General features: G+C 58.9%; 24 protein-coding genes and 1 other RNA gene. 10 read left to right on the top strand and 15 right to left on the bottom strand.

Going from position 1 to position 25,126, the window contains the following annotated elements; translation table 11 throughout:
- Positions 1–17 precede the first annotated feature (17 nt).
- From asnB to EOI86_RS04505, 5 genes are all read left to right on the top strand, one after another.
- Positions 18–1,850 (top strand): asparagine synthase (glutamine-hydrolyzing), encoded by a 1,833-nt coding sequence (asnB, locus tag EOI86_RS04485; protein WP_127763918.1) that lies wholly within the window; start codon positions 18–20, stop codon positions 1,848–1,850.
- A gap of 10 nt (positions 1,851–1,860) precedes the next feature.
- Complete coding sequence (locus EOI86_RS04490) at positions 1,861–3,021, top strand: N-acetyl sugar amidotransferase (protein ID WP_127763919.1); 1,161 nt, start codon at positions 1,861–1,863, stop codon at positions 3,019–3,021.
- Entirely contained in the window at positions 2,982–3,713 is a 732-nt protein-coding gene (locus tag EOI86_RS04495) for a formyltransferase family protein (RefSeq protein WP_127763920.1), read from the top strand. The genes EOI86_RS04490 and EOI86_RS04495 overlap by 40 nt, the downstream gene beginning before the upstream one ends.
- Before the next feature lie 169 nt (positions 3,714–3,882).
- Positions 3,883–4,557, top strand: a complete 675-nt coding sequence (locus tag EOI86_RS04500; protein ID WP_205032056.1) for a class I SAM-dependent methyltransferase — start codon at positions 3,883–3,885, stop codon at positions 4,555–4,557.
- A gap of 20 nt (positions 4,558–4,577) precedes the next feature.
- Positions 4,578–5,255, top strand: coding sequence for a GNAT family N-acetyltransferase (locus EOI86_RS04505; protein WP_161973697.1), 678 nt, complete (start codon positions 4,578–4,580; stop codon positions 5,253–5,255).
- Positions 5,256–5,262: 7 nt separating this feature from the next.
- Here the strand turns inward: EOI86_RS04505 and EOI86_RS04510 are convergent, their stop codons facing one another.
- From EOI86_RS04510 to EOI86_RS04525, 4 genes are read right to left on the bottom strand one after another with little or no spacing between them, the layout of a single operon-like run.
- Positions 5,263–5,601, bottom strand: a complete 339-nt coding sequence (locus EOI86_RS04510) for a hypothetical protein (RefSeq protein WP_127763922.1) — start codon at positions 5,599–5,601, stop codon at positions 5,263–5,265.
- Between the two features lie 39 nt (positions 5,602–5,640).
- A complete protein-coding gene (locus EOI86_RS04515) occupies positions 5,641–6,354 on the bottom strand; it encodes a cytidylyltransferase domain-containing protein (RefSeq protein ID WP_127763923.1) in 714 nt (237 codons plus the stop codon).
- Positions 6,355–6,393: 39 nt separating this feature from the next.
- Positions 6,394–7,473: an NAD-dependent epimerase/dehydratase family protein gene (locus EOI86_RS04520; RefSeq protein WP_127763924.1), complete on the bottom strand. Its 1,080-nt coding sequence runs from the start codon at positions 7,471–7,473 to the stop codon at positions 6,394–6,396.
- 14 nt (positions 7,474–7,487) lie between these two features.
- Positions 7,488–8,651, bottom strand: coding sequence for a DegT/DnrJ/EryC1/StrS family aminotransferase (locus tag EOI86_RS04525; protein WP_127763925.1), 1,164 nt, complete (start codon positions 8,649–8,651; stop codon positions 7,488–7,490).
- Between the two features lie 204 nt (positions 8,652–8,855).
- Between EOI86_RS04525 and EOI86_RS04530 the strand changes: the two genes are divergently transcribed.
- Positions 8,856–9,497, top strand: coding sequence for a dimethylsulfonioproprionate lyase family protein (locus tag EOI86_RS04530; RefSeq protein WP_127763926.1), 642 nt, complete (start codon positions 8,856–8,858; stop codon positions 9,495–9,497).
- An 11-nt stretch (positions 9,498–9,508) separates the two neighbouring features.
- Here EOI86_RS04530 and EOI86_RS04535 read toward each other — a convergent pair whose 3' ends face one another.
- From EOI86_RS04535 to EOI86_RS04555, 5 genes are all read right to left on the bottom strand, one after another.
- Complete coding sequence (locus EOI86_RS04535; RefSeq protein WP_161973698.1) at positions 9,509–10,519, bottom strand: Gfo/Idh/MocA family protein; 1,011 nt, start codon at positions 10,517–10,519, stop codon at positions 9,509–9,511.
- Positions 10,520–10,598: 79 nt separating this feature from the next.
- Positions 10,599–12,644, bottom strand: coding sequence for a FlgK family flagellar hook-associated protein (locus tag EOI86_RS04540; RefSeq protein WP_127763928.1), 2,046 nt, complete (start codon positions 12,642–12,644; stop codon positions 10,599–10,601).
- An 88-nt stretch (positions 12,645–12,732) separates the two neighbouring features.
- Positions 12,733–13,275 (bottom strand): hypothetical protein, encoded by a 543-nt coding sequence (locus tag EOI86_RS04545; RefSeq protein WP_127763929.1) that lies wholly within the window; start codon positions 13,273–13,275, stop codon positions 12,733–12,735.
- On the bottom strand, positions 13,272–13,601 hold the full coding sequence (locus tag EOI86_RS04550; protein ID WP_127763930.1) for a rod-binding protein: 330 nt from the start codon (positions 13,599–13,601) through the stop codon (positions 13,272–13,274). Before EOI86_RS04550 ends, EOI86_RS04545 begins: the two co-directional genes overlap by 4 nt.
- A complete protein-coding gene (locus EOI86_RS04555; RefSeq protein WP_420810081.1) occupies positions 13,601–14,770 on the bottom strand; it encodes a flagellar basal body P-ring protein FlgI in 1,170 nt (389 codons plus the stop codon). Before EOI86_RS04555 ends, EOI86_RS04550 begins: the two co-directional genes overlap by 1 nt.
- 273 nt (positions 14,771–15,043) lie before the next feature.
- On the opposite strand from EOI86_RS04555, the gene EOI86_RS04560 reads away from it, so the two are divergent.
- The 3 genes from EOI86_RS04560 (at position 15,044) to EOI86_RS04570 (ending at position 17,901) form a co-directional block, all read left to right on the top strand.
- A complete protein-coding gene (locus EOI86_RS04560) occupies positions 15,044–15,502 on the top strand; it encodes a flagellar assembly protein FliX (protein ID WP_161973699.1) in 459 nt (152 codons plus the stop codon).
- 245 nt (positions 15,503–15,747) lie between these two features.
- Positions 15,748–16,113: an RNA polymerase-binding protein DksA gene (gene dksA / locus EOI86_RS04565; RefSeq protein ID WP_240035569.1), complete on the top strand. Its 366-nt coding sequence runs from the start codon at positions 15,748–15,750 to the stop codon at positions 16,111–16,113.
- Between the two features lie 234 nt (positions 16,114–16,347).
- On the top strand, positions 16,348–17,901 hold the full coding sequence (locus tag EOI86_RS04570; protein WP_127763933.1) for an alkaline phosphatase D family protein: 1,554 nt from the start codon (positions 16,348–16,350) through the stop codon (positions 17,899–17,901).
- Positions 17,902–17,992: 91 nt separating this feature from the next.
- On the opposite strand, the gene EOI86_RS04575 is transcribed toward EOI86_RS04570, so the two are convergent.
- From EOI86_RS04575 to ssrA, 4 genes are all read right to left on the bottom strand, one after another.
- On the bottom strand, positions 17,993–18,229 hold the full coding sequence (locus tag EOI86_RS04575; RefSeq protein WP_127763934.1) for a histidine kinase dimerization/phospho-acceptor domain-containing protein: 237 nt from the start codon (positions 18,227–18,229) through the stop codon (positions 17,993–17,995).
- Between the two features lie 249 nt (positions 18,230–18,478).
- Positions 18,479–20,095 carry a fumarate hydratase gene (locus EOI86_RS04580; RefSeq protein WP_127763935.1) on the bottom strand — a complete coding sequence of 539 codons (1,617 nt, stop codon included), beginning with the start codon at positions 20,093–20,095 and terminating at the stop codon, positions 18,479–18,481.
- Positions 20,096–20,283: 188 nt separating this feature from the next.
- On the bottom strand, positions 20,284–20,799 hold the full coding sequence (locus tag EOI86_RS04585) for an SspB family protein (RefSeq protein ID WP_127763936.1): 516 nt from the start codon (positions 20,797–20,799) through the stop codon (positions 20,284–20,286).
- Positions 20,800–21,025: 226 nt separating this feature from the next.
- Positions 21,026–21,411, bottom strand: a transfer-messenger RNA (tmRNA) gene (ssrA, locus tag EOI86_RS04590).
- 115 nt (positions 21,412–21,526) lie between these two features.
- Between ssrA and EOI86_RS04595 the strand changes: the two genes are divergently transcribed.
- On the top strand, positions 21,527–22,249 hold the full coding sequence (locus EOI86_RS04595; protein ID WP_127763937.1) for a hypothetical protein: 723 nt from the start codon (positions 21,527–21,529) through the stop codon (positions 22,247–22,249).
- Positions 22,250–22,261: 12 nt separating this feature from the next.
- On the opposite strand, the gene EOI86_RS04600 is transcribed toward EOI86_RS04595, so the two are convergent.
- Both EOI86_RS04600 and EOI86_RS04605 read right to left on the bottom strand, forming a co-directional pair.
- Positions 22,262–23,344 (bottom strand): NAD(P)H-dependent flavin oxidoreductase, encoded by a 1,083-nt coding sequence (locus EOI86_RS04600; RefSeq protein WP_127763938.1) that lies wholly within the window; start codon positions 23,342–23,344, stop codon positions 22,262–22,264.
- A 22-nt stretch (positions 23,345–23,366) separates the two neighbouring features.
- Entirely contained in the window at positions 23,367–25,034 is a 1,668-nt protein-coding gene (locus tag EOI86_RS04605; protein ID WP_127763939.1) for a Rieske (2Fe-2S) protein, read from the bottom strand.
- Positions 25,035–25,126 lie beyond the last annotated feature (92 nt).

The raw sequence follows: 25,126 nt of genomic DNA on the forward strand, positions 1-25,126 counted from the left end.
ATTGCCGGGCTAAAGCCATGTGCGGGATTGCCGGCGCGATAACCACAAAACCTCTCGATGGGGCACGGCTCCTCCGCGTTCTCGATCGGATGCGGTCGCGCGGACCGGATGGCTGCGGCCACGCCGTGCTGCCGCTGGGGCAGCGCGCGCTGTCACTGATGCATACGCGCTTGTCGATCGTTGATTTGGATGCCCGGTCGGATCAGCCGTTCCGAAAGCACGGAATGACCCTGATCTATAATGGGGAGGTCTACAATTACCCGGAGCTGCGCGATGAACTGAAAAGCCTGGGTGCTGTTTTCGAAACCACCGGCGATACGGAAGTCATTCTGGAGGCCTACCGGCAATGGGGGACTGACGCGGTCAAGCGTTTCGAGGGGATGTGGGCCTTTGCGCTGCACGACCCGGCGCGGGACATCCTGCTGTTGAGCCGGGACCGGTTCGGCGAAAAACCGCTTTATGTATGGTCCCGCCCTGACGGCTTTTACTTCGCATCGGAGGTGAAGGCGTTGGCGGTCATGGTGGGCGAAAAACCGGGGGTGAATACCGGCCAAATCCGCCGCTATCTGGTTAACGGCTATAAGTCTCTCTATGCCGCAGGCGAGACGTTCTACCAAGGCGTCGTTGAATTTCCGGCGGGTTCCGTCGCTGTGATCCGGGATGATGGCGGGGTCGTCCCGCATTCCTATTGGTCTGTCGGCTACGCCCCGGTTGAGATGACGCTGGAGGACGCGGCCGCGCAGACCCGCGACCATGTGGTGAATGCCATCGAATATCGTCTTAGGGCGGATGTGCCGGTCGCTGTGCGCCTCAGCGGGGGGATCGACTCGAACATCATTGCCGGCGTGGCACAAAACGTCCTCGGGCGGAAGGTGACCGCGTTCTCGGTTCTCGACGACGACCCGCGGTATGACGAAACGGCCAGTATCGTGCGGGCGGTCGACTATTTCGGCTGCGACCATCACGCCATCCGCATTCCCAAGACCGGGTTTCTCGATCGCATGGAACGCCTTATCGACTATTTCGACGGGCCGTTGATGACGATTTCCTATTACCTTCACGCCCTTGTTTCCGAAGCGATCCATGAGGCAGGCTTCAAGGTTTCCCTTGGGGGGACCGGGGCCGATGAATTGTTCTCGGGCTACTACGACCATTACCTCTTCTGGCTGGCGTCGCAGAAAGACAGGCCCGATTTCGAAAACTTGGTCGAGGAATGGCGTGGAACCTATGGGCGGTTCGTCCGGAACCCCTTCCTGCAGAACCCACGCGCTTTCATCGAGCGTCCGGCGGCGCGCGACCACATCTTCCTGGGCGCGGAACGCTTCGCGGGTTTCCTAAAGGAACCCTTCGCCGAACCGCATAGCGAGGGACACTATTCGGAAGACCCGCTTAGAGGGCGAATGCTGAACGAATTGTTCGTCGAAACGGTGCCCGTGATGTTGCATGAAGACGACCTCGCCGCCATGGCGTTTTCGGTCGAAAACCGGGCGGCCTTTCTGGACAGCCGTTTGGCTGAATTCCTATCCACGGTGCCGACACGGCATCTTGTCCACGGGGGATTGCCGAAATACCTGCTTCGGCAGGCAGGGCAGGGCATTGCCGCGCCGGACATCATGGAAAATCCGCGCAAGCAGGGAATCAATGCGCCGGTCACAAATATGATCGATGTCACAGACCCCACGGTCAGGGCTGCTATTCTGGATAACTCGCCTTTCTACGACATCGTAGACCGGGCGAAGGTGGAAACGTTCCTGGGACAGGGGACGACATTGAACAGTGAAAGCAAGTTCCTGTTCTCATTGATATCGGCCAAACTGTTTATGGACGGGGCGGCTGCGGCCGATTTGTAACGGGTAGAACATGCGCTATTGCATAAGATGTATATTGCCGGATACCAGGCCGGGGCTGACCATCGATGATGAGGGCGTCTGTTCCGCATGCCGCGGGCATGAGGATAAGGAATTTCATATTGACTGGCCGGCGCGGAAACGCGCCTTCGAGGCACTCGTCGCGGATGCGAAAGACCGCAGCAGCGGCTATGACTGCATCGTCCCGGTCAGCGGTGGCAAAGACAGCTGGTACCAGATCATCAAGGCGCAGGAATACGGTCTCAACGTCCTGGCGGTAACTTGGCGCACCCCTGCACGGACCGAGATCGGACAGCAGAACCTGGACAATATGATCAGCCGCCTGGGCGTCGATCATATCGACTACACCATCAACCCGGATGTCGAGCGCCGCTTTATGAAGACCGCATTTGAAAAGGTGGGCGCGACAGGCCTTCCCATGCATATGGCGTTGTTCGTCATCCCCATTCGGTTCGCTTTGAAGTTGCGCATCCCTCTGATCATCTGGGGGGAGAATGCGCAGCTCGAATACGGCGGTGGGAAGGATGAACGGCTGGCAACGGATCTCGACAGGGAATGGTTGGCGAAGCACGGCTGTCTGCAGTCGACCAATGCGGCGGATTGGGTCGGGGAGGAAGACCTCACCGAAGCGGATCTTGCGGCTTATTCCTTGGGGGATACGGGCGAGGCGGCTGCCGAATTCAAGCTGGAATCCGTGTTCCTGGGATCGTTCTTTAAATGGAACAGTTTTGAAAACGCACGGATCGCCTCAGAGCACGGTTTCGAGTCCAATGCCGGTCACCTTAAAACAGGCACTTGGGAGTTCGCCGACATCGATTGCCGCTTCATCTCCCTGCATCACTTTCTGAAGTGGTATAAGTTCGGGATCACGCGAAGCTTTGATAACCTGTCGGTTCAGATTAGAATGGGCATGACAACCAGAGAAGAAGCGATTGAAATCATTCGCCAAAAAGGGTGGGAAGCTCCTCATGATGACATCAAGGCGTTCTGCGCCTTTCAAGGGCTGCCCGAAGAATGGTTCTGGCAAGTTTGCGAGAGCTTTCGGAATCCGGCAATCTGGCATCGTGAATCCGACATTTGGAAGATACGGGGCTTTTTAATTGAGGATTGGGCATGGCTGAACAGCCAACCGACATGCGCGTCGCCGTCCTGACGACGGAAACCATTCACCATTGCCACTTCGTGCGGGAGATCGCGAAACAAGTGGCGCATGTGATGGTTTTTGAGGAACGGCGTCCGATTTCGGCGGAATTCGACACACAGCACGAATTTGAAGCCGAGAGCGATGCGTATGAATTGAAGCTCTGGTTCGACGGCAAGACGCCAGCCTTGGGTGATTATGCGCCGACGCATACCTATCACGACATCAATGACCCCGATTGTATCCAAAAAGTCAGGGAATTCGATCCGGATGCGATTATCGTGTATGGCACCGGTAGGTTGTCGGAAGAGTTGATCGACGTAAGGCCGGACCGGATCGTGAACCTGCATGGTGCGAACCCGGAAGACTATTTCGGAATCGATACGCATCTTTGGGCGATATATCACAAGGATTTCGATGGGCTGGTGTCCACGTTGCATCGTGTCGAGTCCAACAATGATCGTGGCGGCGTAGTTCTCAGTGCAGCGATTCCGATCGAACCCGATATGGAAATGCATGAGTTTCGTGCCGCGAACACGGAAGTCTGCGTGCAGTTGGTGATGCAGGGGCTGCATATGCTGGAAACATTCGGTCAGTTCATCAGCCGTCCGCAGAACCGAAGCGGGCGTTTCTACGGTTTTATGCCGTCGGTGCTGAAGGAATTATGCAAGCAGCGCTTCGAGCGATATACGAGCGAGCTCTGACAGGCCCACCTTGACCGAACATTCCCCCCCTTCTTCGTCTTGCCGTTTCTGTGGGGCGGACGATTGGTCGTTTCTGGCCGGTTTCGAGGCCCCCCCACCGGGTGAGACGGATTTCGGGTTTACGCCCTACCATCGAGCTCTGTGGCAATGCGGCCGGTGCCGCCATATCGTGAATGTCCATGCAATGGACTTGGAAGGGATCTATGACGCCGATTATTGGGACCGCACCTATGGCGGCACCAAGATGGCGGAAACCTTCGAGCGGATCATGTCGCTCCCACCGGAAAAATCCGACAATCGTGCACGGGTCGAACGGGTCGATGGCGTGGCCCGAGCCATGGCGTCATTGCCGGCGCCGGGCGACCTGTTGGATGTAGGGTCGGGTTTGGCGGTGTTTCCGGCGGCAATGCGGGAAAAGGGGTGGTCCTGTGTTGCATTGGATCCGGATGCCCGGGGCGCGCAGCACGCCCGCGACAGGGCAGGCGTTCAAGCCGTCGCCGGTGATTTCATGCGCGTCGACCTGGACAAGCATTTCGACCTGATCACCTTCAACAAAGTGCTGGAACACGTTCTGGACCCTGTCGCAATGTTGACCCGTGCCGCCGGTTTTCTCAAAACCAATGGCGTCGTTTATGTGGAACTTCCGGATGGCGAGGGGGCCATCGTGGAAAGTGCCGGGCGGGAAGAGTTCTTCGTTGAGCATTATGACGCCTATTCCGTTGCTTCCTTGAGTTTGCTGGCGGTGCAAGCCGGGTTACAAGTCGACTTGATCGAACGGGTGCGGGAGCCGAGCACGAAGTATACTCTGCGCGCCTTCCTGGTGCGGCCCGGCATTGCCGGTTGATGGGGAAAAGCCCCGACATTTTGACCGAAAGAGCTTTCGAGGCCGCGCATCTCGGCGGGCCGGTCTTCGACTGCGCTGATACCGGCAATGCCGTGCAGGCCGTTTCACAGGGACGAGAAGCCGGCGCCGTCTTGATCAGCTGCCGTACGGAAGGCGAGGGGGATGCTCTTGCGGCCGCCGGCTTCCGCAAAGTTGAAACGCTTGTGACGCTGGAACGCAGATCCTTAAAGCCCCTTGACGGTCGACTAGGTCGGGGGTTGGTTCGCGCCGGCGGCGTGGCGGATGTCCCGGCCTGCCGACGCGTTGCCGTAGAGGCCTTGCGGTGGGATCGATTTCATGCGGATCCCCGGATCGACGACCAAGCGGCCGATGCGTTGAAGGCCGAATGGATCGAGAACGACCTTAGGGGCCGTGCCGACCGGGTTTTCGTGGCAGAAGTGGACGGCGCTGTTGCAGGGTTCTGCGCCATGCTGCTGCGTGCCGATCTTGCCGTGATCGATCTTATCGCGGTGGCCCCGGACAAGCAGGGAAAGGGTATTGGCCGTGCCCTCGTTGCGGCCGCGGTCGACCACTACCGTGAACAAATGACGGCGATGCTGGTGGGTACCCAGGCCGGCAACCCGGCGTCTGTTTCATTTTACAAATCAATGGGGTTTCAAGAGGTGAAGCGCGCCGATACTTGGCATTGGACGCCTTGATCGCGGATTAGACGTCTTCGTCGAGCCAAAGATCGACCACCATGTCCTGCTCGCGGCAATAAGCTTCGAACGCCTCCATTTTTGAGGCTTCGACCAACAGCACATATCGCATGCCGGTTTGTTCGCTGCGCGCCAGGGCCGTTCGGAAACCATGGTTCTTCAAACGGCCATTGGTGGACGGTGTGGCGTAAAAGCCCCAGTCCTTTGCGGTTACGTCGTATTCCGCCTCGCTGGGCGTCTTGAATGTGACCATCTCGCCCTTGTCCAGGTGCATATCGGCGACATGGTTTATGGCGACGCCTTTTACACTGAACTGGCGGGGGGGATCCAGGCGGTCGATCTTCATAAGCGCTCCAAAGGGCTATCCGCCCGCACCGGGTTGCGTCTAGACGAGTTTCTTGTCGTCCTTGCCGCCCCAGCGCTCCGACGTTTCGACAATTTCTTCGACCGGCGCGGTCAGCGGATCGCTCAGATGGTTGTAAACCCATCGTGCGCGTTCGTAGTCGGCTGGCGTGTCGACCGCAATCGAAACCCCTTCATACCGGTTATCGGGGACGGCAACATTCTCGATACTGAATATTTCTTCGTTCTCGTAGAAGAAGGCCGTTACATGTTCGCGATAGCGGATGTCTTTCGTGGTTGCGCAAAGCCGGCGCAGGGCCGCGGTTTCAACCACCTCTGCGCTGCAACCGATGGGGTAGGTTCGTGGATGTACGTTTGTTGCAACATCGGGCCGGTCATCCAGATATTTCTCGCAAACCAAGTCGACCACGGCCGGGTCAATGAAGGGGCTGTCGCCACAGATCCGCACGAACCAGTTCAATCTGAACTGCGTTGCACAGGCCAGGCAGCGCCCGGCGACGTCCCGCCAATTGCCCCGGAAACACTCAATGCCTTGCTGTTCGGCAAAATCGGCCAGGGGATCGTCACGGTCGGAATCGGTGGTCGCCAGTATGATGCGGTCGACATGCTTGGTCTGCCGAAGTCGGGCAATGGTCAGGCCGAGCAGGACGGTGTTGCCCAGCGGCAGCAGCGCTTTTCCGGGCAACCGTGTTGAGCCCATTCGCGCCAGGACGATATGCGCCGCATCTTTTGACATTCGAATTCCTTAGTTCACTTCACGTCGTAGAAACATCCGTCACGCCAGGTTTGCTTCCCGTTGGGCTCGACGCCAAGCATCGACATACCATTCGCAGTATTGGCGATATCCGTCTTCCAACCCGTATTCGGGTTCGAAGCCAAGAACCGATTGGGCGCGTTCGATCGACAGCGTGCCGCGAACGGGTTTGTCCACGGCGCGCGGACGTTCTTCCAATATGGCTTCCGGCACGATCGACTTCACGACCGCGGCCAGGTCGGCGATCGTCCGCGCGTTTCCGAAGGTCAGGTTGAAAGTGTTCGACGCGTCGGGGCCATCATGCAGGGCAAGCGCGCGAACCTGTCCCTGCACCAAGTCGCGGATATAGGTAAAGTCGAGGCGTCCGTCGCCGCCGCCTTCCAGCAGCAACGGTTTGCCGGTCAGGGCGTTTTCGATGAACATCTGACTGACCCGGCGGGAAATACAACGCTCCCCATACAGGGCGGAGGGGCGGATCACCGTGGTACCCAGGCCGTATTGGGTGCGGTAGGTTCTGATCAACCGTTCACCCATGAACTTGGCATTGGCATAGATACCTTCCGGGCGGGGGAATGCGCGTTCGTCGACGCTATCGCCCTCGAAATCGCCGTAAACGGTGCTTGAGGACATGAACATGACCTGGTTGATCCGGTCGGTTTTCGGTCGGACCAGTTCAAGCGTGTTGCGCAAGGTGATCAACTGAAGATCAAAGGCTAGGCCTGGTTCCTTCTTCGCATCGACGGCGCTGGCAATCGCGGCCATATGGACGACCTTGGTCGGATCGAATTCCTCAAAACAGCGGCCCAGATCGGCGAGCAGCCGCGCATCCGCATTGCGCAGCTGGACATGGCCGGACCGAAGCAACGAGAAACGTTCGTTCAGGAAGTTTCGATAGGCCGTCCGTTGGACGGGATCCTGTTCCTCAACGAAGGAATTCTCGATCAGGCTATTGACCATCAAATTGTCGACGATCATCACCGTCGCGCCCATCCGGGCCAGTTCAAGGGCCAGGTTGTGGCCGATGAATCCGGCGCCGCCGATCAGCATGATCCGTTGGTCGGCCAGCTTCGGCCCTAGTGAGTCATACGGGATGTGGCTCATGGAATCGTTTCCTATTATCCCCGTTTCACGGTTTTTATAGCATCGTCCACGCAATCCGCGATGTAGCGGGCGTCACTTTCGCTTACATGCGGCGCGACGGGCAGGGAGATGGTTTGTTCCCCCAGCCATTCGGCGACCGGGAATTGGCCCGGTGTGTATCCGTATTTCGACCGGTAATATTCGAACATCGGCACCGCGGAGGGATAGTGAACCGATGTGCCGACGCCCCTGGCTTTCAGAAAGTCGACGACCGCATCCCGTGGAATGGACCCGTCCCGCGGCAGGACGATGTTGAAACAATAATGGCTGGAGCGGGCCTGAGCGTTGCTATCCGGAAAGATCGTCAATTCGGGAATGTCGCTTAGTCCTTCCCGCAGGATTGCGTCGTTCCGGGCGCGTGCTTCCTGAAAATCATCAAGATGGGAAAGCTGGCTCAAGCCGACGGCCGCTTCAACCTCGCTCATCCGGTAATTATAGCCCAGCGCGTCGACATCATAGATGCCGGGGCGCGTGCGTTCGCCCAAAGCGCGGTTATAGCTGAAGGCGCGGCGCTTGCGGATCGCGGCGGCGAGGTCGCCGTCATCGGTCGTCACCATGCCACCCTCGATGGCGGTCATATGTTTTACAGGGTAAAAGGAAAAAGCGCCGGCCAATCCCAAGCCGCCTGCCTTGCGCCCGTTATAGGTCGCGTCGACGGCAAGGGCGCAGTCTTCCAAAACATAGGCCCCGACATCGCTGGCGACGACGTTGACGGCATCCATGTCGCAAGGAAGACCTAGATAATGAACGGGCATGATCGCGGCGGGTTTCGCGCCGTCCTCGACCGCCTTTGCCAACAAGGACGCATCCATGTTGCCGGTGCCTGCCTCTACATCGATGAACAGCGGGCGGGCGCCCGCCAACTCGACCGCATGCGCGGTGGCAACATGGGTCATCGCCGGGACGGCAACCGTGTCGCCGGGGCCTATGCCGCGGGCGAAATGAACCAGATGCAATCCGGCAGTGCAGCTTGATACGGCAACAGCGTGTTCAACGCCGATCCGTGCCGCGAAAGCGTCTTCAAATGCTTCGGTGACCTTGCCGTGCACCAGTATGCCGCTTTCAAGAACGCTTCGGACCGCCGAGAAAGCGTCTTCGGCCAAGATGGGCTTGCCGAAGGGGATGTTCGCAGCCGTCATATTTTTCGGCCTCTACACACAGTTTTTTTCAGCTTACCAAATGCTTAGCAAATATTGCGCCATGCATTAAGGCGCAGTTACAGTTAATGAAAGCATAACGGACAAGGCGCGGATTCGCTTGTTTCAGGCAAGTCCGGCAAATCCGGGGCGGGGGCGGGACGCTCAAGACAGCAGGCAGGTTCAAACCGGTGGAGACCGACCGTCATGCGACTTTCAAACGTACCGAGTTGGCAATACCTGCTCCGCGATGTCTTGGAGCTTTATTACATGGGATCCGCCGGCGGCAGCGCGAAGATCCGCACCCATATGGCGGAAGTGCGCCGCGCCTTGGGCAAGGTTTTCGAGGACGATCCAGAAATCGACTATGGTCCGGCGAAGATGTTGCCGGTCTGCGAACATTTGGACCGGGCGATCAGCAGTTCGACCGGGCTGCGCACCGCCAAGGTGGCGCGGTCCCTGGAGTCCGTTCGCGGCCTGCTGAACTGGAAATACGGGTATGAAAAGGTGCCGCGCGGGCTGACCCGAAAATACGGATACACCGAAATCCTGGGGCCGAACGGCCCCGTGGTCAGCGACAGGATCATCGTCGGATGCGTTCTGTTCGCCCCGAAGACGACCTACCCCGCCCATAGCCATAAGGGGATCACGGAAAGCTATGTCTGCATCGCCGGGAATACCTCGGAAAACGATGCCGGCGTTTATGCCCCCGGTTCGCTTATTTTCAACCCGCCGGGACAAATGCACCGCATCACGACCGCCGATCGCGAGCCCTGCCTGCTGGTCTATGCATGGACCGGCAATCCGGAGGATTTGCGGAATCAGAAGATGAGTTTTTCGAAGAAGTAGCGCGGCCGGGATCAGAATAAATTAGGAACCGTGATCGACCGGCCGGACTCTGCGCTTTCCCAGGCGGTGAGGCAGATGTTCATGACCTGGAAGACGTCCTGTGCGCTGACCGCCGGTTCCCGGTGTTCACGGATGGCGGCGATGAAGTCTGGCAGCAGATCGCCTTTCTCTATTCCCGGATAGGGCACGTCGAACGCTGTCTCGTCTTCCGGCTGGTCGCCGCTGTAAAGGCGGGCGGGGCCGTTGGCGTTTTCGAAACTCAACTTCGTGCCATAGACATTCAAGGTATGGATCTGCCGCCGTTGCGGGGCGAAGGTCGTCGTCGACTTGGCAAGCAGGTCGCTGTCAAAGCGCAGCAGGCTGACCATCGTGTCGGGGTATTTGAAGGCGCTGTCTCGGGTGACTTTCTTCGCCGCCATGGCGGTGACCTCGGTGACTTCCTCGCCCGCGATCCAACGCATCAGGTCGATCAGATGGATGCCGCCGCCATAGGTGACGCAATAGAAGTCCATCTTGCCGCGCCAGCCTTCGGTGATCTTCCACAGGATCTGATGGATGTAATCGCCTTCCATGTAGTGAAGGTCGCCGAAGTCTCCGGCCCGAACCATGTCCCGGACGCGCTGGAAGCGGGGGCTCTGCCGAAGGATCAGGTTTGAGGCGAGGCGGGTGCCCGCATCCGCCTGCGCGCGCATCACGCGGTCCAGGTCCGTGCGGTTGAGGACAATCGGCTTTTCGCACATCACATGCAGCCCGGCGTCGAAGGCGGCGACGGCCTGATCCGCATGGGCATCGTCGTAGGAACAGATCGAGAGCGCATCCAGCTCCGCACCCTCGAGCATGGCGCGGTAGTCTGTATAGCGATCGGCGACGTTCTGACGGTCTGCGACATCTTTCAACTTGGCGGGATCGGTATCGCAAACGGCCGTGACCTCGACACCGTCGATCTGCCGATAGCCGACGACGTGGCGCTCACCGACGCCAAGGCCGATAATACCAACCTTGATGGGTTTGATGGGGAACAACGGGAAGGTTCCTTCTGGTGGCCGCACCGGCTAACGCGCGCCGGCAGAATACCCTAATCCTTACCGGTCGCCAAAGGCGCTACTGAACGATCGTCTCAAGGGTGCCGAACAACTCGTCGACGACGCTCAACACCCGCGCGGTGGCGGCGAAGGAGTTCTGCAGCACGGTCAGCCGTGCAAGTTCTTCATCCACATTCACACCGACCTCGTCGCGCAACGCTTGGGACAGATTGTCGCGCAGCGTTTCCGAACGGAGCGATTGGCGGGTTGAGATTTCACCCTGGCGCGTCACTTCAACAAGGATGCCGGAAGCAAGGCCGGTATAATCCTCGTTCTGGATGTTGATCCCGGAACCAACCACGGCGCGGGCCTCGCTGTTCAAAGCGGTCAGAACACGGCTGCCGACCAGCAGTTTCACTTCTTCCGCATTCGATGTCAGCGTGTCATTCACCCGGAAATTGACGCGGGAAACATTGCCTGGTGTTGACCCGGTTTCCGCCTCGAAGAACCGTGCGGCTTCGCCCGTATTCGGGCTGCCTTCCAGAACGGCAACGCCGCCTGACGTGATGAAGCCCAGGGACGCGAGTGGCGTATTCGCACCATCGGTGATGACCAGCGACCCTTCGGCGCTGGAAATTTCCAGAAAGCCGTTGGCATTCAATTCCGCGCGGACGCCTTCGACATCGTTCAAGGCGGCGATCAGATCGCCCGCGGTCTGCGCCTCACCGGCGCCTGTTCCGATCGTGATCGTCGTCGCGCCGGCGCCGGCGGCGGTGACTGTGAAGGTCGACGGATCAGTCAAGCCTGTCGTGGCGATCAAGTCCGTCGTCGTCGTCAGTGCCGTCGAGCCGACCCCGATTTCGTTCTGATACGCGCGGGCGAAACTGACGGCGACATTCTGCGCAAAGGTCTGCGGGCTGCTGCTGACGATACCCAACCCCGCGGCGGCGCCGTCCGGGTCGGTGATGGTAAGGGCGCCCGCATTCGACATGATCACGACCTGGCCATGGGAATCGATACGGGCATCCACGTTGGTCAGGGCATCCAGTGCGGCGACCAGGGAGGCCGCGGTCTGGTTGGCGCCGACGGTCACTGTCTGGTTGCTGCCGCCGACATTGATCGTAATGACGTCACCGGCATCCACGCCGGTGAACGTGGTGATGTCCGTGTCGCTTTCCACGAATTGCGTACCGCGCGCCTGGGCGACGGAAACATCGACGAAGGAAAAGGTGAGCTCGTCGAGCTGGTCGCGCAATTTCTGGATCGGCGCGACACCGTTCTGAGTGCTCTGAAGCGATGTCCCGTCGGTGCGCAAAAGATTGATTTCCGCGGCGAGGCGGCCGTCGGTCAATTGGCTGGACAGATCGTTCGATCCTGATCCCGTCTTGGTCAGGGTGAAGTCCGCTTCGTTGAAGGTGAACTCCGATGCCGTCGAGTCGACAAGGTCTAGGCCCGTTGTCGTGTAGACGGCAACCGACCCGTCCGACTTATTCAGCACCTGGATATCGAAGACCTCCGCAACCTTCAGGATTTCCGCGTCGCGCAGGTTTTCCAGTTCGGCGGTCGGACGGAACGAGGCTTTCTCGTTGATGATGGAATCGTTCAACCGTTCGATTTCGGCCAAGGCGTCATTCACGTCGCCGATCGTGTCCCGCAGGTTGGTGCGGATTTGACGTTCAATAACGTCCAGGCCGTCGGAAAGCCGTTGAATTTCGATGGCGACGGATTGGCCGAGCAAAACCACATCGGTACGTGCCGCGTCGTTTTCCGGGGCTGCTTCAAAGGCTTTCCAAGCGCTTCGGAATTCCTCGATAGCATCCGTAAGGGGCGTCTGTCCGGTCAGAGTTCCGGTCAGCTGTTCGATAAGCTCGTAGGCTTCGTTGCGGGCCGAACTGGCCGCGGCGGTGTTAATTTCGCCCAGCAATTCGTTCCGCAGACCGACATTCACCCGCCGAATGATCTCGGCAATACGAACGCCGCCATTGGTGACGTCTGAGAAGATCGCTTCCTGGGTGTTGTAGTCCTTGTTGGTCGCGTTGGCGACGTTCTGCGAAGTGACGTTAACCGCCGTGTTGATCGAGTTGAGGCTCGATATGGCGGATTGCAGCGCGGCTGTAAGTGTCATGGTGCAGAGCCCGGTAATGGTTGTCCGAAACTACGGTCGGACTCTCCATTGCAAAGGCCGGACCAGTTTGGGATCCGTCGCTATGAAACTAGAGTGTTTCGTTCACGGCGACCGGAGCACTGGCCTTGGATGTATAGGAAACCGCGCCTTTGTTGCCGTAACCCTGGACCGGCTGCGCCATTTTGCGGGCGACATCGGACATAACGCGCATGACTTGCTCGCTTGAGCGCACCATGGCGTCGAGTTTTATTTCGTTCTCCCTCAGCGCGGCGTCGAAAACCTTCGCCCGGTCCAGAATTTCAGCTTTCCGGTCCGGCGATATTTCCGCCATCAAGGCGCTTAAATTGCCGGTCTGCCGCAACATCGCTTCGTACTCGGCAAAAAGGCCCTGCTTCTCGGCAACGACCGGCCCCAGGTCCCGTGAGCGCGGTTTGTCGAGCAAGGCGTTTTCACGGTCCAAGACGCTGATTAGCTTGTCCACAAGATTGATCATCGCGATCGCGCGAACATTGGCCGCGGCCTGGGCGTCCGTGGCGTCTCCGCCAGCTGAGGTGCCTGCTCCCGTCGTCGCATCCTGCGTCGCTTGATTGGCGAGATACGGGTTGGACGTTTCTTTCGACATGTCGGTCATTGGTTTGCCAGCTCCTGCATGCGGATGATTTCCGTACTCACCATTTTTGCGACACCGATACCGCCTTGTTCGGCGATTGATTTGCCGTATTCCTGGTGCAGCAGGCCACGATATGTTTTTTCCGCTTCGCCGCCGCCGAACATGCCGTCCACCTCTATGCCCGCATACATCTGGTCCAGCATATTGGCGATGAAGAAGGATTCGAATTCCTTGGCGGCACCTTCCGGGTCTTTCCGCGATTTGGCGGAGTCGAGTGTGGCGCTTGCCGGGCGGTAAATACCGCTGGTCGCCATTTCGAAGGCTTGGTTTGGCAGGATGTCGCTCATCACATCACCTCGATATCGGCTTGCAGGGCGCCGGCGAATTTTATCGCCTGCAGGATGGTGATCATGTCGCGTGGGCCGATGCCGAGCGCGTTCAACCCGTTGACGACCTCTTGCAGGCTGACGCCCGTACTTAAGACAGTCAGCCGTTGATCCCCGCCTTCGTCGATTTCGATGTTGGTGCGGTCTACGGTTTCGGTCGTACCGGTGTTGGAGAAGGGCAGGGGCTGTGACACCTGCGGTGTCTCGGTGATGCGGATCGTCAGACTGCCCTGGGCAATGGCGACTTGGTTGATGCGCACATTTTCGCCCATCACGATCACGCCTGATTGCTCGTCGATAACGACCCGGGCAATCTGGTCGGGTTCGACACGCAATTGTTCGATATCGGTAATCATCTCGACGACCCGGCCATTATAGGCATCCGGGATGTCCATTTCGATTGTTCCCGGGTCCAGGACACGCGTCGTTTCCAAGCCGACAAAGGCGTTTATGGCCCGACTGACCCGCCGCGCGGTGGTGAAGTCCGGGTTGCGGAGGGTCATTTTTACCCGCTGCAGGTCTTCCAGCCTGAAATTGATTTCACGCTCGACGATGGCCCCGTTTGCAATGCGGGCGCTTGTCGGCACCCCTTTGATAACCGTTTCCGCCGCCCCTTGGGCGGAAAAGCCGCCGACGGCGAGTGTTCCCTGCGCAACGGCATAAATTTCGCCATCTGCGCCGACAAGTGGCGTCACCAGCAAGGTGCCGCCCAGCAAACTGCTTGCATCACCCAAGGCGGATGCATTCACGTCGATCCGCGCCCCTTGCCGCGAAAACGGCGGCAGGGTGGCCGTGACCATGACGGCCGCGACGTTATTTGTATCCAGCGCATCGTCATCGGCGTTAACGCCCAGGCGTTGAAGCATTCCGATCAGGCTTTCCCGCGTGAAGATCGCGGAATTCAGTCCGTCGCCGGTCCCGTTCAGGCCGACGACCAAGCCATAACCGACGAGCATGTTGTCCCGGACGCCTTCGAAATCGACGATGTCCTTGATGCGCGATTGGCTGAAGCCGGGGCTGGCCCATAGCAGGGCGATGGCAAAGACAGCTAATACCATGGCGCTCCGGCGGACGGACGCCCCGAAAAAGGCGCGTCCGGAATGGCTGCGGTGGTGAGGGTAGGTGAACATTCCTGCCTCGCATCTCTCAAAATAATCTCTCTCACGCCTTTCAATGCGAATAGCGTGCCATCGTCTGTCGAATCTTAGGGTTTTGATATTTATAGATAATTTGCCCGGCGCTGCGGGGGTCGAATTGCCGTTCTCCGATAGGGGGCGTTATCGGTGGGGATGCGGGCAAATTCTTCCGCCTTGGCGCCGGATATTGATGGCGGTCCTTTCCCGATAGCGGGAATCCGGTTAGGTTTCAGGACGGTACGGCAGTTTATTCAGGAATTACGGGATATGAAGGTCGAAGGACCAAGAAAGAGTAACGCCACGACAGGCGCTAAGAAGGCCGGGGCGGCAAAGCGCGCCGGCGGTGCATCCTTCGCGTCTTCGCTCGATCCGTCCGGCGGCTCTGACGGGATAGAGAAGACGGCGCCGGCTGCCGGTGGCCTTGTTGGCGCCGTCGACGCCTTGATCGCGCTTCAAGAAGTCGACGCACCCGATGGCACCGAAGGTGAGGCGGGTTATGACGGCGACCGGGAGCAGCGGGCCCGGAAATGGGGCCAGGAAATGCTCGACGGGTTGGATGAAATTCGGGTCGGCCTGCTGTTGGGACGGATTCCGGTCCAACGCTTGAACGAAATCGCCAATGCTGCGTCCCGCGGGAAGACACAGTCGAACGATCCGCGATTGGCGGCGGTCCTTGAGGAAATCGAGGTGCGAGCCCTGGTCGAACTGGCCAAATTACAGCGGTAATACGTTCCGTATTGGGGAATTCTCCATGAGGAAAAACTTTGTTTACCGTGAAAATTTTTCATTGTGTTTGAGGGACCGACGCCCTATACCCGCCGCGCGAGGGAATTAAGATCACTTTCCGTAGCGTGGGTTAGGAGTAGGTTATGTCGTCTGGCCAGTCTACAGGTTCCGCACAAAGCAAGAGTTCCCATCTTTCCGCTACATTGCTTCCCCCTGATTACCAGCCGTCCGATGAAGAAGAGTTCATGAACCCTCTTCAGCAGGAATACTTCCGTCAGAAGTTGCTGCGCTGGCGGGTTGAGCTGTTGCGTGAATCCTCGGACACCTTGGAAAGCATGCAGGAAGAAAATCTCGCCCAACCGGATTTAACCGACCGGGCGAGTATGGAAACCGACCGAAGCATCGAATTGCGGACACGGGATCGTGAGCGCAAGCTGATCGCCAAAATCGATGAAGCGCTTCAGCGCATCGTGGACGGTATCTACGGATACTGCGAAGAAACCGGCGATCCGATCTCTCTGCGTCGACTGGAAGCGCGGCCGATCGCAACGTTGTCGTTGGAAGCGCAAGAGCGTCACGAAAGAGCGGAGCGGACCCGCCGGGACGACTGATTCCGTAAATCACGGGTCGGCCGGTTGCCGGTGAGATTTCTGGGCGGGGTTTTCCCCGCCCTTTTCTTTTGCCATCTCTTTGCGTCCCCTGGTTCTTGTCACAGTTTTTTGCGCTTCATCGGGCTGTCATGGATTCTTCCCGGTTCGGACTCGGGGTTGTAACGGGGCCTACATCCGGCCGTCACGGACGCGCTCATAGGGTGCGGTCCTCTTTACGAACCGGGAGTTCAATCCATGACCATTAACCGTCGTCAAATCCTCCGAGGGACCGCTGCCGCGGGTATCGTGCTGGCCGCCCCTGCGATCAGCTACGCATCCAGCCGCCCTATCATCACACACGGCATTCAAACGGGCGATGTCGATGCCTCTTCGGGTGTCGTTTGGGCTCGCACCGATCGCCCCGCAAAGGCTTTCCTGGAAGTGGCCACGACCGACAGCTTCAAGAACAGCACCCACCTGGCGCCCCTGAACGTCTTGCCCGAAAGCGATTTCGCGATGAAGCGGCTGCTGACGGACCTGCCGTCAGACCAGGAAATCTTCTACCGGGTTTCCTTCAGCGATTTGACCGGCGGACATGCGAAATCCGAACCGGTCGTCGGGCATTTCCGGACTGCGCCGTCGTCGCGCCGTGATGTTCGTTTCGTCTGGTCCGGGGATACCGGCGGGCAAGGCTGGGGAATCGACCGCGACCGCGGAGGCATGGCGACCTATGGGGTGATGGCAAAACACAATCCGGATTTCTTCCTTCACAGCGGGGACACCATCTATGCCGATGGCCCGATTGCCGAAACCAAGGAAATGCCGAACGGCGAGATCTGGAAAAGCGTGGTCGCCGAAGGCGTGCACAAGGTGGCTGAGACGCTCGACGAATTCCGAGGCCGCTGGAAGTACAATATGCTCGACGACCATGTCCGGGCCTTCAACGCCCAGGTTCCGACCTTCTTCCAATGGGACGATCATGAGGTCGTCAACAACTGGTCGGCGTCCAAGGACCTGTCGGCCGATGACCGTTATACGGTCAAGGACATCCAGCTGCTTTCAGCGCGCGCCGGCCGTGCCTTCCATGAGATGACGCCGATCCGCTACACACCCGCGGAACCGGGGCGGGTCTATCGCAAAATCTCCTATGGGCCGATGCTGGATGTCTTCTTCATCGATCTACGGTCTTATCGCGGGCCGAACGGTGCGTCGATGCAGACAGAAATGACCGAGGAAAGCCGTATCCTGGGCGCGGCCCAACTTGCCTGGCTGAAGCGCGAACTGGCCAATTCCAAGGCAACCTGGAAAGTGATCGCATCGGATATGCCGATCGGCCTGATGGTCTGGGACAGGGCCGGCGACGAAAAGCGCGTGGAAGCCGTTGCCAACGGGGACCACGGCCCGGCCAAGGGCCGCGAGTTGGAAATCGCGAACCTGCTGCGCTTCATCAAGGCGGCTGGCATCAAGAATACCGTCTGGCTGACGGCTGACGTGCATTACACCGCCGCCCATTACTACAACCCGAACAAGGCGCAGGAGCAGGACTTCGATCCGTTCTGGGAATTCGTCAGCGGCCCGCTGCATGCGGGGACCTTTGGGCCGAACGACCTGGACATGACCTTTGGGCCGGAAGTGAAATACGTGAAAGCGCCGACCAAGGAGCAAGGGGCGAACCTGCCGCCGTCCGACGGGCTGCAGTTCTTCGGTCTTGTCGATATCGACAGCCAATCGGAAGCCATGACGGTCCGCCTGATGGACCGTGCCGATGCGGAACTGTGGTCGACGACCCTGGTGCCTGAACGCGTGTAACGAAAGCCCGCGCCAAATGTCGGATATGCAAAAGAGCCCCCGAGCCTGTGGCTTGGGGGCTTCTTCTTTCAGGAAAACCTCGCCGTTGGGCTTACGCGGAAAGCGCGGGGATCATTTTTTCCAGGCGCTGTTCTTCGGTAAGAACGATGTTCACGAAGCGCTCGCGATCTTCTTCGCTGATCGTGGGGAAGTCGCGCAACAATTCCGCCGCGGACCGGATGGCGGCGAGCGACGTGCGAAAAGCAATTTCCTTATCCAAAACGTTTGCTTCCTTTTCGTCCGTTACCGAGAAATTCGTCAAATCCTGTGCAATGTTGTCTCTAGGCATAATCCTACCTCATTCGGCTTATAATACCGTGCCGCAAAAAAGATAACTATCTGATAAGACGAATAAAGCACTGGGTTTGTTGCGGTGCAATAAAAATCGAAAGGGCCGCCGGATGGGCCCGCCGGTCTTGATGGTGGGTGGCATAGGTCTCGGTAGTTAAAAAGGTGGCGTCAAAAAGAAACGGCGGCGACCAATGGCCGCCGCCGTCCTCAGAAAAACGTCCTGCAGGCTTTTAAACCCGCGTTGGGATCACCCCATCACGTCTTTGAAGAAGTCGTTGCCCTTGTCGTCGACGACGATGAAGGCGGGGAAGTTCTCGACTTCGATGCGCCAGATCGCTTCCATGCCGAGCTCCGGGTATTCGATGCATTCGACTTTTTTGATGCAATCCTGGGCGAGGCGGGCGGCGGGGCCGCCGATGCTGCCCAGATAGAACCCGCCATGGGCTTGGCAGGCTTTGCGCACGACGGGCGACCGGTTGCCCTTGGCCAGCATCACCATGGAACCGCCCTTGGCCTGGAATTCGTCCACGAAGCCATCCATCCGTCCGGCCGTGGTCGGGCCGAACGAGCCCGACGCATAGCCTTCCGGGGTCTTCGCGGGCCCGGCGTAGTAGATTGGGTGATCCTTGAAATATTGCGGCAGATCTTCGCCCGCATCCAGGCGTTCCCGCAATTTCCGGTGCGCGGAGTCGCGCGCGACGATGATCGGCCCGGTCAGGGACAGGCGCGTTTTGACCGAATATTTGGTCAGGGTGCCTAGAATTTCCGACATCGGCTTGGTCAGGTCGATATCGACCACGTCACCGGAAAATTCACCGTCCTTTACCTCCGGCAGGTAGGTGGCCGGGTCGGTTTCAAGCTGTTCCAGGAAAACGCCGTCCTTGGTGATCTTGCCCATTGCCTGACGGTCGGCGGAGCAGGAAACCCCGATCCCGATCGGTAGTGACGCGCCGTGGCGCGGCAGGCGGATGACACGGACGTCGTGGCAGAAATACTTGCCCCCGAACTGGGCGCCGATGCCCATATGACGGGTCAATTCGTGGACGGTCTTTTCCATTTCCAGGTCGCGGAACGCATGCCCCGCATCGCCGCCTTCGGTCGGCAAGCCGTCCAGATACCGGCAGGAGGCGAGCTTGACCGTTTTCAAATTCAACTCGGCGCTTGTGCCGCCGATCACCACGGCCAGGTGATAGGGCGGGCAGGCGGCTGTTCCCAGGGTGATGATCTTTTCCTTCAGGAATTCGATCATCCGTTCGCGTTCCAGCAAGCTCGGGGTCGCCTGGAATAGGAAGGTCTTGTTGGCGGACCCGCCGCCTTTGGCGACGAAGAGGAATTTATAGGCGTCTTCCCCTTCCGAATAGATGTCGACCTGGGCCGGCAGGTTGGTCTTGGTATTGACCTCTTCGAACATGGAAACCGGGGAAACCTGACTGTAACGCAGGTTATTGTGGTCATAGGCGTCCATCACGCCCTTGCCCAGCGCATTGGCGTCCGACCCATCGGTCCAGATCCGCCGGCCTTTCTTGCCCATGATGATGGCCGTACCCGTGTCCTGGCACATGGGAAGAACGCCGCCGGCCGCGATATTTGCGTTTTTCAGCAGGTCATAGGCCACGAAACGGTCGTTCGACGACGCTTCCGGGTCTTCCAGAATATTGCGCAATTGCTGCAGGTGGCCGGGGCGGAGCAGATGATTGATGTCATGGAAGGCTTCTTCGGAAAGCAGGCGCAGCGCTTCCGTGTCCACTTTCAAGATTTCCTGACCTTCGAATTCCGCGGTGCTGACAAAATCCCCGCTCAATTTGCGGTACGGCGTCTTGTCCTCGCCCAGCGGAAACATCTCATGGAAATTCGGCTCTGCCATCGTTCATCCCCTTTCGCCTGTCGCGGCTGGTTATCCGGATTCTCGTGGAAATCCGCGTTGGCGAAAGCAACACGGACCCGTCCTCAATTGTCTTACCATCGTATATGTCGGCAGCCCAAGCGAAAGGTCCGCATGACTATGGTCCGCGCCGGTTCCAGGGAGGGCGCGATGGTCTTACGGAATGCCGGCTATTTCTTTCGGAAAGCGTCCAAGGTGACGACATTATCCCCGTCGGGGCCTTTGCCGTCGGGATCGGATGCGTCATCCGCGGCCTCGGCCAGATCGCCTGAAGTGTCGACGGTTTCATCGTCACTGATCTCAAGAATGTCGTCTTCCTCGTCCTCCGGGGTGGAGGGGTGGAATTGCAGGCCGAAATTGACCGACGGATCCGCGAAGGTGATCAGGGCGTCGAGCGGAACACGCAACCGTTCAAGCTTCTGGTTGAAGCTAAGGTCGACTTCCAGCGCTTCGTCGTCGATCGACAGATTCCAGAACTGATGCTGCAGCACGATCGTCATTTCACGCGGATAGCGTTTATGCAGGTGGTCCGGCAGGTTCGTATCCGGGTGGTCGGTGCGGAAGGTGATGTAAAAATGATGTTCGGCCGGCAGGCCTTCGGATGCGGCCAACTCGACGGCTTTGCGGACGACGCTACGCATCGCTTCCTCAACCATCGCATTATACCCAATCCGGTCTTCGGACATTCGGCTCCCCACCTAAACGAAAATGATGCACCAGAATCATAAAGGCGCGATGTGCGAAAGCGTTGCGCCTGTGGTCGCACATCACGTTGTTGCTATAGAATTGCAGTCTCAGTGCCGGGTGAAAAGACCCAAATGACGGCATTTTTCGATTAACGGCGATGCACCACAATTTTACCGCATCCGCGGTATGCGAAATGCGCGTTTGAACTGCGTTTTGTGTGGATAAAGTGGGGGGTTCTGTTGCTAGGTCCCCCATACCCCACCTAGACGGCGATGAACCGCCTAGGAATTCCGAAGTGTCGCTTTGACCGCGTTACGCGGCGACGGCAACCATCTCTTCGTTATCATTGGCATTTATAGCCGTGGCCCGATAACGGCGGATACCATACCGAACGCAGAAAGCATCTTTACTACACGCGTCGATCCTATTTCGCCCCCATCATCAGAACCGACCCTAAAACACTGAGTTATCAGGATAAATCGGTTCTCATGGTGGAGGCGCCGGGTACCGCCCCCGGGTCCGCTGCGCTTATTCCATGCCACCCTTTAGCGTCATAACCGGCCGAAGCCGGCACGCGTAATATAGGGATTGGAAAGCGGTTCTGAAAGGGGGAAGAAGAAAGGGCTTCGTAGAATTGCAGATGCGTGCCGATTATATCGTAGAAGAGGTTTTGCGGTTACTGTCGGCTGCTTAAAAGATAGAGACGAGGGAGTCGGACCGGTATCCATGCCACCGCAGAACCAAACGCACTGGTCCGGCCAGACCCATAATGCGGAATTCTTGGCCCACTATGCCATCGTACCCTACATGGGTGGAGGGTACTGTTATCTGCCAAACTATGTCGGGACTCGGGGATTTGCTCTGACGGAAAGTCAATGCAATGCCCTGGTGAGTATTTTCCTGGCAAAGGAAGGGAAGTCCGGCCGAATTCTGTCGAACCTGCTTCTGGGAGCGGTGTTTATTCTGCTCATGATTATTCTTCCCAGGGTTGTCGAGTTCTACATGGGGACGAAGAGCCCGTCATTTATAGCGATTTTGGGTGTCTTTGCCGGAGTGGTTTGGCTGTCGAACCATCGCAAGAATAAGCGTTTTCTTGACGTCGTACCCGACGCCATTCGTTGCCGCCATGGCCGCCCATGGCGCTATTTTATCTTGAGGTTAGTCACGCAGGACGCGCTTTGGGCTCTTGGCTTGAAGGCTGTTGGGTTTCTGTTGATGGGGCTGTGTTTCATCGTGTTCGCGATCGCCGGCGCTGTGGACGACAGTATGCGCAACAGTTCATGGGCATTCGCCCTTTTCACCCTTGCGCCTATCGGGCTCGGCTGTTGGGCGACGGTATCGGCATTACTGTTCGGACTTCGGTTCCGTATGAAAAACGGACGGCTGTTTACCGCTTACGACCTGCCCCAGATCTCGCCGGTGACCGGGAAATGCGTCCCACCGATGTAGATCGCGCTGCCGCTAGGGGCGTAGCCTTTCTTCCGCGACGCTCAAAGCTTCGCCCGCTTCAGCTACCAGTTTTGCAATCAGTTCCGCCGCAGGGATTTGCCGGTTGAGCGGCGCGGCCTGGCCGCCCCAGAGGGCCGCAAAATTGCCATCGCCCTTGGCTTTCGCGGCGCCGGCAAGTGCCTTTCCCACATCGTAGGCGACCGGATAGGCGGGCACTTCCGCTTCGCGCCCGCGCATGTCGGCCATCAATCGGTTGACGATGCCGCGTGCCGGACGACCGGACAGGATGCCGGTGATTTCCGTTGCCTCGCCGGGGGCGCCGACAAGCAGGTCGTGATGGGCTTGCCCTGCGGCGGATTCAGGGCTGCTGATGAAGGCGGTGCCGATCTGCACCCCGTCCGCGCCGAGGGCGAAAGCCGCCGCGATCCCGGCGCCGGTCCCGATTCCGCCGGCGGCGACCACCGGTATGCGGACGGCGGCGCAGACTTGCGGAAGAAGGGCGAAGGTGCCGATGGCGGCGTCATGATCGGCTGAGAAGGTGCCGCGATGGCCGCCCGCTTCATAGCCCTGGGCGACGACGATATCGATTCCGGCCTTTTCCACCTGTCGCGCTTCCTCGACCGTGGTGGCGGAGCAAAGTGTCAGGATTCCTGCGGCTTTTAGCGCGTCCATCGCCTGTGGCGTCGGCAGGCCGAAATGGAAGCTGACCGCCGCGGGGCGCTGACGCACCAGCATATCCAGCATGTCCGGATCGTCGTTGAACGAGGTGTAGATCTCCGCCAATTCCGTCGGCGGTTCCGCGCCGAATTCCTCGAAATAGGGGCGCAGGGCCTCGATCCAGGCGGCTTCCCGTGCCGCGTCGCGTTTCGGCGTTTCATGGGTGAACAGGTTCACGTTGATCGGCCGGTTGGTCATGGTTTTCAGCTTGGTGAGCGCGGCGTCGGCCTGGTCCGCCGTCATCGTGCCAATCGCGAGCGAGCCGAGGCCGCCCGCATTGGCGACGGCGACGGCCAGTTCCGGTGTCGATACGCCCGCCATCGGCGCTTGGATGATGGGGTAATCAATGTCGAGCAGTTCCGTGATACGCGAGCGCATGGTCTTGTTATTCCTTAAAGTTTCAGCCTTCTCGACCAACGAAGTCGAGGGATTGGTTCGCCGTGCGCAGCACGTGTTTGCGCTTGATCGGATGGGCGATCAGCCGGTTCAGTCCGGCCGTCAGGACGGGCACGAATCCGGCATCCGGCGCGTTATCAATTTCGTCCCGCATCGCGGTCGCCAGTTTCACGTAATGGCAGGCGACGATGTATTCCGGGAAATCATGATCCAGCATGCCGTGCAATATGGTGTTCAGATAGATGTCGGGGGTGTCGGAAACCCGCCATTCCTCAAGGCATACGCCGTCGTCCAGGAAACCGGCATTGCGACCCAGGAAACACCCGATTTGCAGCAGAACCGCCGGCCAAAGTTCCGGATAGTGTTCCGCCGCCCAGCGCCCCGCATTGGCAAAGGTGATGGCATGGGTGAAATCGAGCCAATTGACGTTTTCCGACACCGAATTGTCGGTCCGGGCATCCATGTCGACCCGGAAGGCCAGCAATTGCAGCGCCGCCGCTTCCAGCAGAACGTGATACAGTTCCGGGCCGCGCTGCGCGCTTTCCCGTATCAGGTCTAGGGTCTTGGAAACGGAAAGTCTGGTATAGTCCGTCGCGGGACGCGGCGGGGCGTTGCCCCCGTCCGACCATGACTGAATGGCGGGACGATAGGCCTTGAATTCGGGGATCAGATCCTCGCGGCTGGCATAGATCAGTCCACGGACCAGACACAGCAATAGCGGTTCCAGCGCGTCCGGTCCCAGCCGGTCGGCGAGTTGTTCGGTTTTGTAGACATAGATCGGCGCGTGGCCGAACATCTGATAGTGGGCGAGCGCGGCCCGCAGCAGCCCCCTGCGCAAAGCCGGCATGCCGAGATTTTCCGCCAAGGCGCCGTTGATATAGGCGATCGCCGTGTCCTCGTCCTCATCCTCGATGGCTTGAACGAAGCCGTCTTCGTCATAGGGGCGGCTTTCCGATGTGAAGGGATATCGGCGTTCGCGCATCGTATCCCAGGACATATGGCCGATGACTTCCACGACGCTCGCCAAGCGTTCGGCCTCGTTCACGGCCAGTTCGTCCCCGGTGCGCAGCCAATCGGCGGCGGCCGCGAAGGCGTGGGTATAGCCGAATTCGAACCGGTCGAAACTGTGTTGCGCCGCTTTCAGTATGCCCTGTTCAGGGTTGCCGCCGGCCTTTTTCAGGCGCGCGACTTCCCGGGCGATGCGATCGTATTCGTGGCGCGGCATCGCATCCGCGATATTGTCCAGCGCGGTCTTGATCAGTTCTTCCGGCGCGGGATCGGTGATATCCACCAGCACAGCGCCGTCCTCGACCCGGACCGGATAACGCCGCAGCTTGTCGCCGCCGATTTCCGTCTCGCCGCTGTCCAGATCGAATTTCCAGTTATGCCAATTGCAGGTCAGTTTGCAGGCCGCACCGTCAGCACCGCCGCTCAACGCGCCTTCGATCAGTGGATATCCTTCATGGGGACATCGATTGTTGCATGCTTGTATGGCGCCATCCTCGGTGCCGCGATCCGCCACATGGAACAGAGCGATCTGCTTGCCGTTCGCCTTCACGACTTTCCGGCCTTTCGCAATCAGCGAATCCAGATCAGTAACGCGGACCCAATTGCGCCTGGATTCGTCCGTTGGATTTGCGGCTTGGTCAGGGGCGGGGCGGGCGGAAGACATGGCGTTTCCTTTCTAAAGGGTTTTCTTTCGAAAATTGATATGGCCTTTCTAAAAGAATGTCTATAGAAATGTCGGCGAAAACCCGATGCGAG

The organism is Hwanghaeella grinnelliae (assembly GCF_004005845.1).
Lineage (GTDB): Bacteria > Pseudomonadota > Alphaproteobacteria > UBA8366 > Aestuariispiraceae > Hwanghaeella > Hwanghaeella grinnelliae.

Coding starts and splice junctions, on each gene's coding strand:
- asnB (WP_127763918.1), top strand. CDS start 18: ATGTGCGGGATTGCCGGCGCGATAACCACAAAACCTCTCGATGGGGCA.
- EOI86_RS04490 (WP_127763919.1), top strand. CDS start 1,861: ATGCGCTATTGCATAAGATGTATATTGCCGGATACCAGGCCGGGGCTG.
- EOI86_RS04495 (WP_127763920.1), top strand. CDS start 2,982: ATGGCTGAACAGCCAACCGACATGCGCGTCGCCGTCCTGACGACGGAA.
- EOI86_RS04510 (WP_127763922.1), bottom strand. CDS start 5,601: ATGAAGATCGACCGCCTGGATCCCCCCCGCCAGTTCAGTGTAAAAGGC.
- EOI86_RS04515 (WP_127763923.1), bottom strand. CDS start 6,354: ATGTCAAAAGATGCGGCGCATATCGTCCTGGCGCGAATGGGCTCAACA.
- EOI86_RS04520 (WP_127763924.1), bottom strand. CDS start 7,473: ATGAGCCACATCCCGTATGACTCACTAGGGCCGAAGCTGGCCGACCAA.
- EOI86_RS04525 (WP_127763925.1), bottom strand. CDS start 8,651: ATGACGGCTGCGAACATCCCCTTCGGCAAGCCCATCTTGGCCGAAGAC.
- EOI86_RS04530 (WP_127763926.1), top strand. CDS start 8,856: ATGCGACTTTCAAACGTACCGAGTTGGCAATACCTGCTCCGCGATGTC.
- EOI86_RS04540 (WP_127763928.1), bottom strand. CDS start 12,644: ATGACACTTACAGCCGCGCTGCAATCCGCCATATCGAGCCTCAACTCG.
- EOI86_RS04545 (WP_127763929.1), bottom strand. CDS start 13,275: ATGACCGACATGTCGAAAGAAACGTCCAACCCGTATCTCGCCAATCAA.
- EOI86_RS04550 (WP_127763930.1), bottom strand. CDS start 13,601: ATGAGCGACATCCTGCCAAACCAAGCCTTCGAAATGGCGACCAGCGGT.
- EOI86_RS04555 (WP_420810081.1), bottom strand. CDS start 14,770: ATGTTCACCTACCCTCACCACCGCAGCCATTCCGGACGCGCCTTTTTC.
- EOI86_RS04560 (WP_161973699.1), top strand. CDS start 15,044: ATGAAGGTCGAAGGACCAAGAAAGAGTAACGCCACGACAGGCGCTAAG.
- dksA (WP_240035569.1), top strand. CDS start 15,748: ATGAACCCTCTTCAGCAGGAATACTTCCGTCAGAAGTTGCTGCGCTGG.
- EOI86_RS04570 (WP_127763933.1), top strand. CDS start 16,348: ATGACCATTAACCGTCGTCAAATCCTCCGAGGGACCGCTGCCGCGGGT.
- EOI86_RS04575 (WP_127763934.1), bottom strand. CDS start 18,229: ATGCCTAGAGACAACATTGCACAGGATTTGACGAATTTCTCGGTAACG.
- EOI86_RS04580 (WP_127763935.1), bottom strand. CDS start 20,095: ATGGCAGAGCCGAATTTCCATGAGATGTTTCCGCTGGGCGAGGACAAG.
- EOI86_RS04585 (WP_127763936.1), bottom strand. CDS start 20,799: ATGTCCGAAGACCGGATTGGGTATAATGCGATGGTTGAGGAAGCGATG.
- EOI86_RS04595 (WP_127763937.1), top strand. CDS start 21,527: ATGCCACCGCAGAACCAAACGCACTGGTCCGGCCAGACCCATAATGCG.
- EOI86_RS04600 (WP_127763938.1), bottom strand. CDS start 23,344: ATGCGCTCGCGTATCACGGAACTGCTCGACATTGATTACCCCATCATC.
- EOI86_RS04605 (WP_127763939.1), bottom strand. CDS start 25,034: ATGTCTTCCGCCCGCCCCGCCCCTGACCAAGCCGCAAATCCAACGGAC.